Source organism: Amycolatopsis sp. NPDC114484, assembly GCF_055633755.1.
Genome location: NZ_JBVKDQ010000005.1, coordinates 124,398 through 132,611 on the forward strand (window position 1 = coordinate 124,398; position 8,214 = coordinate 132,611).

An 8,214-nucleotide genomic window follows, 5' to 3' on the forward strand; every position below is an offset into this window, starting at 1 on the left:
CCTCGCCCCTTCGCCGCCTACACCCAGGTCGTCGGCCTCGTCTCGTTCGCCCGGTCGACCAACGCGTCGTGGTACTCCGCCGAACCGGCCCGGCGCGCGATCCGCCGGTACGACTGCTCCACCAGCAGCCGCAGCCCGTGTTCGTCGAGGCGCTCGCCGAGCACCGGGCCGGGCGGCATCCCGCGCATCCCGGCCCGGAAGCACCGCAGCGCGCTCTCGCGGACTTCGGCGGTGAGCCGGTCCGCGGTGTCGCGGTCCAGGTCCAGCGCGGACAACCGGTCGATCGCCTCGGTCAGGTCCTCGATGCCCGGCAGCGCGTCCCCCACCGGCAGGATTCCCGCGCGCACGCGGATTCCGGCGATCCGGGCCGCCTCGTCGTGCCGCGAGTACTCCGGGACTTGGTCCAGCAATTCCACGGCCGCCGTGCGCTCGTCCAGCTGCAGATGCCCGCGAGCCAGCCCGAAAACGGCGTTGACCTGCAGGTGGTCCCGCACCCAGAGTGCGTCGTAGTAGCGCGCCGCCCGCTTCGGCCCGCCGCAGTGCTCCGCGCACAGGCCGAGCGCGAGCTTTGGCGTTTCCTCGCCCGGGATGTCGCGGTGCACGCGCTCGAACCAGGTCTGCGCGTTCTCCACGGCACCGGCGGCGAGCGCGACCAGCCCGCGATGCCAGGCGATCCGCCAGTCGTGCTTGGCCCGGGCGCCGAGCAGCTTTTCGGCGGCGTCCACTCGGCGGCCGGCCTGCTCCGTGCCGGTTGAGTCCACTTCGGACAGTTCGAGCCAAGCCCGGCAGCGGCGCAGTTCCACCTCGACGGTCGAGTCCGCGCGTTCGAGTTTCTTCAGCAGCCGCGCGGGATCCGGCGCGCGGACGGTGCGCAGAAAGGTGACCGCCGGGTCGTGCGGATCCTCGTGCGGGACCGGCAACCCGAGCGCGATGTCGAACGGCTCCGGCAACGCGCCGAGCGGGCCCGCGGTGCGCTGGGCGCGGCGCACCCATTCGCCGACCGGTCTCGGCTGGCCGAGCCCGGCGTCCAGCAGCACGGCCGCTTCGGTGAAGAGCGTGGAGATGGACGGCCGCGATTGGCGGTCGCGCAGCGAAAGGATCTCGTGCAGTACGCCGTCGAGCTGCACGAGCATTTCGCCGGTGGTGGCGAACCGGCGCTCGTACGGCCCGGTCGCGCGGTCGAGCACCTGCGTGAAGGATTCGACGCCGAGCGCGATCCGCTTGTCGGCCGGATGCGGCCAGCCGTCGCTGCAGCGGAACAGGTCGCGCAGCGTCGCGCCGACGGTGTGGATGTCCGAGCGCACGGTGAGCCCGTGCTCGTCCAGTTCGGTCGCGCCGATCTGGAACCGCGGGTTGCCGACGATCGGGCTGGTCTGGTCGCCGATCTTGCGGATCGCGCCGAAATCGATCAGCTTGACCCGTTTCTCGCCGTGGATCACGTTCTGCGGGCTCAGATCGCAGTACAGCAGCCCCTGTTCGTGCAGGTAGCCGAGCGCGGTGAGGATCTCCCGGCCGTAGGCCACGACGTGCTCGACGAGCAGCCTGCCCTCGGGCCCGTCGAGCATCGCGCGGCCGCGGCGCATCACCTCGGCGAGCGGGAGGCCGTCGACGAACTCCATGACGATGTAGCGCGCGTCCGGCCCGCCGTGCGGATCCGGATGCGTGGCGACGTCGTGGATCCGCACGATGTTCGGGTGGTCGAGCGAGGTCAGCACCTGGCTCTCGGTCTCGGCGATCCGCACCGCGGCCTCGTCGCCGGTGTTGAGCAGGCCCTTCAGCGCCACGTACTGCTTCAGCCGCAGGTCGGTGCCGAGGTAGACGTACCCGAGCCCGCCGCGCGCGATGCAGCCGCGCACCTGGTAGCGGCCGTCCACCACGTCGTCCGGAAACAGCTTGGGAGAGAAGGAAAACGGCGTGCCGCACTGCGAGCAGAAGCCCTCGGTGCGCGCGGGACGGCCGCCGGCCGAGCGGCCGACCGGCGCGCCGCAGCCGCGTTTGCCGCAATGCCGTTCGTCCTCGGCGACGTGCGGATCGGCGAGGACCCGCCCGGCGATGTCCGGCAGGACGACCACGGGGAGCGGGATGTAGTCGTCGCCGGTGCCGTGCCCGGCGGTCTGCTGCTCCCGCGTGACGACGGTGTCGGCGATCCGGCTCGCGCCCGGGGCGGGGATGACGAGCGTCGCGTCGGCTTTCGGCGGGGGTTTCTTCGGCTCGGATCCCGGTGCCCAGCCGCACTTCGCGCAGAACCCGGCGCGGCTGATCGTGCCGGAACAGCCCGGGCGAGCGCAGGCGGTCATCGATTCCCCTCGCGCACCGCGGCACCGAACTCCTCGACAGCCGCCGCGGCCGCCACCGGATCGCACGCGCCCTCGTGCAGCAGCTGCCAGGCGTTGGCATATAACGAATCCAGCAGCGGATCCTCGACCCGGCCGGCGGCGCAGGCACGTTCTCCGTAGCCGTCGAGGCGAAACCGCAACTCAGTGCGGCGATCGTGCGCGGCGTCGAGCCGATCGCGGGCGGTTTTCGCCGCGGCCAGATCAGCGGCCACCACGCTGGCGACCTCCTCGACGTGCCGCTCCGCCCACGCGACATCGCCGAGATCAGCGGCTTCCTGCAACCGGCTCACCGCACCCCGGCGACGACGGACCCGCGGCGGCGGAATGTCGTTCACCGCGAACCGCGGGGCCAGCTCGGCGATGTGCTCCTCGAGACCGGCGAGTTCGTCGATTTGCTTGTCCAGCGCGGAAATCCGGCGAGCCAACCCGTCCGGCCGCGCTCCGTTCCGGCGCGAACGCAACTCCGTCAGCCCCGGCGACGACTCCCGGCGGAACCCGAGCGCGAGCCGCATCCCCAGCCGAGCGGCGCGGTCCGCGAGCGGCGCGATCACCTCTCCGATCAGCTGTTCCGGCTCGGCCGCGTCGTCGATCGCGTTCACCACCACGGTGCGGCCGATGCCCGAATGCGTCGTGCCGTTGTCCAGGGTGAGGTCGAGCCGATCCGCGAGCCGCTGCCGTACCTGAGCGGAGGTTTTGCCTGCCGCGTCCACTGCGAGATCGACGCTTCCCGCTGGCGGCAGGGTTTCCTTGGCCAAAGTGTCGCGCAGCTCGTTCGCCGCGGCCGAACGTTCGCGGTCGGCAAGCACCACCGCGAGATCGAGCGCGGCCGCTTTCGCGGACCCGACCTCGCCGGTCACGACGATCCACACGCCGTGCCCCTCGCCGAACCAGTCCGCGACTTCGCGGGCGAACTGCGGGTCGTAAGCGACCCGGTCGAGCTCGCGGCCGAAGGTCTGGTCGACGGCCGGACTCCCCTGCCCCCACCGGTCCGTGCCGAGGTAGCCGAGGATGGTCTCGACCGGGATCATCCACGCGACCCGCTCGCCCTCGGCCTGGTACCGGGACACCACCATGCCGACCACCCGGCCGGTCTCCTCGTCGAGCACCGCGGTGCCGCTGAACCCGCCGGAGATCGGCTGGTCGTCGTTCTTCCGGGCCAGCTGCACCCATTCGCAGCCGGGCCCGCCTTCGCCGGCGAGTTCGCCGAACGTCCACAGCCCTTCGTCCGCACCCGCCGGAAACCCGTAGGCGCGCACAGCTTGGCCGTCCGACAACGGCATCCGGTACAACGGCGCACCCAATGCTCCCGGTACCCGTTTGGCCAGCCGCAGCACCGCGATGTCGCCGCGCTCGTCCCTCCCCGGCGGCACCCAAGCCCCCGGCACAACGCGGCCCGTGCTGACCGGAGTGCCGGGCAGCCCGATGAAATCGACCAGGACGCCAGAGTCCGGCCCGCCGGCCCGCTCGACGACGTGCGCGCAGGTGAGCACATGGTCCTCGTCGAGCATGGTGCCTGCCCCGCGGATCCCGCCGGTACGGTCGCGCAGGCGAACCCGCCAGCGTCGACGCTCGGCCTGGTACCCCACGAGGGGACCCTACGCCGGGCCCGCGGCGAGCCGGGCGGCGTTTGCGGAAAGTGGCCCACGCTGGAGCAGCAAGCTCACCCGTTCAGCGGCGTCGCGGCACTTCTCGTGGGTGACACCGGTTTCGCCGGGGCCGCTCCGTGTTGGCGGCTGGACAGAGAAACCGCGCGCTGGCGTTGGCAGCGTTGAGGAGGCTGCCGGGGCGGCTGCCGAAAAGCCCGCAGGTTTCGGGGTTTCCCGCGCTGGGGTGCGAAGCGGATCGGGAGGGCAGTGAATCTGCTCGGAACCGCGGATTCGTGCTCGCTCGGCTGGGTTCGCCGCCGATTTCGTTGCCCACGCGGACGATCCGGGATCCCCGGTGGGATTTCCTCACCCGCACCGCCGGACTCGCCCACGCCTCTGGTCCGATCCGAGACCGCCCGGCTGGATTTCCTCACCCGCACCGCAGGACTTACCCACGCCGCCGATCCGAAACCGCCCAGCCCGCTTCCCTTATCCGCATCGCGGGACTCGCCCGCGCCGCCGATCCGAAATCGCCCGGCTCGATTTCCTCACCCGCATCACGGGACTTGCCCACGCCAACAATCCAAGACCGCCCAGCCGGATTCCCTCACCCGCACCGCAGGACTTACCCACGCCGCAGATCCAGCACCCGCATCGCGGACTTGCGCTCGCCCGAACGGACGCGGCGCCGTTTCCCAGCTCCCCTCCGTGCCCAGGGCCGATCGCCGACCCCGGGCACGCCCCTCAGCTCAGTGCGCGGCCTCGTTCCACGACCGCCCGTATCCGACCGAAACCTCCAGCGGCACCGCCAGTTCCGCGGCCGAGCCCATGCCCTCGCGGACCAGCTTCTCGACGTCCTCGCGCTCGCCGTCGGCGATTTCCAGGACCAGTTCGTCGTGGACCTGCAGCAGCACGCGGCTGCGCGAACCCGCCTCGGAGAGGGCGCGGTGCACGTTCAGCATCGCCACCTTGATGATGTCCGCCGCGCTGCCCTGGATCGGCGCGTTCAACGCCATCCGCTCGGCCATTTCGCGGCGCTGGCGGTTGTCGCTGTTCAGGTCCGGCAGGTAGCGGCGGCGCCCGAAGATCGTCTCGGTGTAACCGCGCTTCGCGGCCTCGCCGACGACCGACTGCAGGTAGTCGCGCACCCCGCCGAACCGCGAGAAGTACGCCTCCATCTGCTCTTTCGCGTCTTCCGTCGAGATCTTCAGCTGCTGCGACAGGCCGTACGCCGACAAGCCGTACGCCAATCCGTACGACATCGCCTTGACGCGGTAGCGCTGTTCCGGCGTGATTTCCGCGGCTGGCACGGAAAACGCGCGCGAAGCGACGAACGTGTGCAGGTCCTCGCCGCTGTTGAAGGCTTCGATGAGGCCCTCGTCCTTCGACAGGTGCGCCATGATCCGCATTTCGATCTGGCTGTAGTCCGCGGTCATCAGCTCGGCGTAGCCGTCGCCGACCACGAACGCGTCGCGGATGCGCCTGCCTTCCTCGGTGCGCACCGGGATGTTCTGCAGGTTCGGCTCGACCGACGACAGCCGCCCGGTCGCCGCGATCGTCTGCTGCAGCGTGGTGTGGATCCGCCCGTCGTCGGCGACCGATTTGATCAGGCCCTCGACCGTGGTGCGCAGCCGCGTCGCGTCGCGGTGCTCCAGCATGTGCTGCAGGAACGGGTGCTCGGTCTTCTCGAACAGCGACTGCAGCGCGTCGGCGTCGGTGGTGTAACCGGTCTTGGTGCGCTTGGTCTTCGGCATGCCCAGCTCGTCGAACAGCACCACCTGCAGCTGCTTCGGAGAACCGAGGTTGATCTGCTTGCCGATCACCTCGTACGCGGATTCCGCGGCCTGCGTCACCCGGCTGAGGTAGTGCGCCTCCAGTTCGGTGAGCTGGTCGACGTCGACCGCGATGCCCGCCGCCTCCAGTTCGGTGATCACTTCCAGCAGCGGCAGTTCCAGCTCGGCCAGCAGCTTCGCGCCGCCGAGTTCCTCCAGCTCGGTGGCGAGCGCGCCGGCCAGCTCGAAGATCGCGCGCGCCTTCACCAGTTCGGCGGAGATTTCCTTCTGCTCCAGCTCGTCCGCGCCGCCGTCGAGCAGGGACAGCTGACCGTCGCCGTCGCCCGCTTCCGAGCGCAGCTCGCGGTGCAGGTAGCGCAGAGCCAGGTCGTCCAGCCCGAACGTGCGCTGGCCCGGTCGCGCGAGGTACGCGGCGAGCGCGGTGTCCATGCTGAGCCCGGCGAACGTCCAGCCGCGGGCGCGCACCGCGTGCAGCGGCACCTTCAGGTCGTGGCCGATCTTGCGGATCTTCGGGTCCGCCAGCCACGCCGACAGCGCCCGGTCGTCCGCCTCGTCCATCGCGGTGACGTCGACGTACGCGCCCTCGCCGTCAGCCGTCGCGAAGGCGACCGCTTTGAGGTCGGAGCGGACCGACGCGCCGGTCGCCCGGAACGACAGCGCCACCGGCTCGGCCGCACCGGCGTGCGCTTCGAGCCACGCGCCGAGCGCGCCCGGCGCGAGTGCGGAGCCGGACACCTCGAAGCCTTCGTCGGCCTCCGGTTTGGCACTGCTCAGGTTCTCGAAGAGCCGGTCGCGCAGCACGCGGAACTCCAGCTCGTCGAAGAGCCGGTGCACCGCCTCGCGGTCCCACGGACGCAGCTCCAGCTGGTCCGGCACGGACTCCAGCGGCACGTCGCGGACCAGCTCGGTGAGCTGCCGGTTGAGCTGGACCGACGACAGGTTCTCGCGCAGCGCGTTGCCGACCTTGCCCTTGACCTCGTCGACCCGGTCGATCAGGTCGGCCAGCGAGCCGAACTGCCGGATCCACTTGGCCGCGGTCTTCTCCCCCACGCCGGGGATGCCGGGCAGGTTGTCCGACGGGTCGCCGCGCAGCGCCGCGAAGTCCGGGTACTGGGTCGGGGTGAGGCCGTATTTCTCTTCGACCGCTTCCGGCGTGAACCGCACGAGGTCGGAGACCCCCCGCTTGGGGTACAAAACGGTCACCCGATCGGTGACGAGCTGCAACGCGTCGCGGTCGCCGGTACAGATCAGCACGTCGTAGTCTTCGCCGGCCTGCGTGGTGAGCGTGGCGATGACGTCGTCGGCCTCGTAGTTCTCCTTCGTGAGCGACGGGATGCCGAGTACCTCGAGCACCTCCTTGACCAGGTCGACCTGCCCGCGGAACTCGTCCGGCGTGGCGCTGCGGTTGGCCTTGTAGTCGGCGTACGTCTCCGACCGGAAGGTCTTGCGCGACAGGTCGAAGGCCACCGCGAGATGCGTCGGCTTCTCGTCGCGCAGCAGGTTGATGAGCATCGAGGTGAAGCCGAAGACCGCGTTGGTGACCTGCCCGGTCTTCGTGCGGAAATTCTCCGCGGGCAGGGCGAAGAAGGCGCGATAGGCCATCGAATGGCCGTCGATCAGCAGCAGCCGGGGGCGGTCTTTCGCGGCGGCGGCGCCTGTGGTCTTGGCAACGGTTTGGTTCTCACTCGGGCTCACGGGGGCGAGTCTAGGGTGAGGGTCTGACACTCTTGCGTGTCGCATAGGTTGAGGAGCAGAGAGTGACCGAGCAGACGGCGGAAATCACGCCGGGCCAGTTCGGGGGCGTCGACCCCGCGGCCGCAGGACAGCAGCTGAACGACAAGATCGGGCTGAAGCTAGTAGAACTGACCCCCGAGCGGGTCGTCGGCACGATCCCCGTCGAAGGCAACCTCCAGCCCTACGGCCTCCTGCACGGCGGCGCGAACGCCACCGTCGCCGAAGCCCTGGGCTCGGTGCTGGCCGCACTGAACGCGGGCCCCGAACGCGCCGCGATGGGCCTGGAACTGTCCTGCACCCACCACCGAGCAGTCCGTTCTGGCATTGTCACCGGCGTCGCGACTCCCCTGCACGTCGGACGGGGGACGATCACTTCGGAAATCGTGCTCACGGACGATGAGGGCCGCCGCACCTGCACCGCCAGGCTCACCTGCGTGGTCCGAGACCGCCCACCAGGTGCCTGAACTGTGCTTAATTGCCTCGGCTTCGCCGAGGCGCCGAGATCGCCTTCAAGCCGGTCTCTTCCCGCTCGGTTCACCCGGCCCGGGGGGCCGTGCGAACCGAGCGGGAAGAGACCGGCGCGATCTCGGGTTGTGGTCGAGTTGAGTTAGAGGGCTTTTACAAACCGCGAGCCGCACCCGTGCACTCAACTCGCCAGGCAGCCACACCCCCCCCGCACCCCGATACGAAGCCAAAAACGCGGCGCGGGGGGGGGGTGTTCCGGGAAGGTCCCGCCCTCTCGCACCACCCCAACCCCACCTTCCC

General features: G+C 70.4%; 4 protein-coding genes. 1 reads left to right on the forward strand and 3 read right to left on the reverse strand.

What is annotated here, in order from left to right:
- Positions 1-17: 17 nt before the first annotated feature.
- The 3 genes from ACZ7SW_RS15555 to polA all read right to left on the reverse strand — a co-directional run bounded on the left by ACZ7SW_RS15555 (position 18) and on the right by polA (position 7,410).
- On the reverse strand, positions 18-2,297 hold the full coding sequence (locus ACZ7SW_RS15555; RefSeq protein WP_470231062.1) for a tetratricopeptide repeat protein: 2,280 nt from the start codon (positions 2,295-2,297) through the stop codon (positions 18-20).
- Complete coding sequence (locus tag ACZ7SW_RS15560) at positions 2,294-3,922, reverse strand: S1 family peptidase (RefSeq protein WP_470231063.1); 1,629 nt, start codon at positions 3,920-3,922, stop codon at positions 2,294-2,296. Before ACZ7SW_RS15560 ends, ACZ7SW_RS15555 begins: the two co-directional genes overlap by 4 nt.
- Positions 3,923-4,671: 749 nt before the next feature.
- Positions 4,672-7,410 (reverse strand): DNA polymerase I, encoded by a 2,739-nt coding sequence (gene polA / locus ACZ7SW_RS15565; protein WP_470231064.1) that lies wholly within the window; start codon positions 7,408-7,410, stop codon positions 4,672-4,674.
- 62 nt (positions 7,411-7,472) lie between these two features.
- Here polA and ACZ7SW_RS15570 point away from each other — a divergent pair, with 62 nt between their 5' ends.
- The gene (locus ACZ7SW_RS15570; protein ID WP_470231065.1) at positions 7,473-7,913 is read left to right on the forward strand and encodes a PaaI family thioesterase; all 441 of its coding nucleotides are present in this window, start codon (positions 7,473-7,475) and stop codon (positions 7,911-7,913) included.
- The last annotated feature ends 301 nt before the right edge of the window (positions 7,914-8,214 follow it).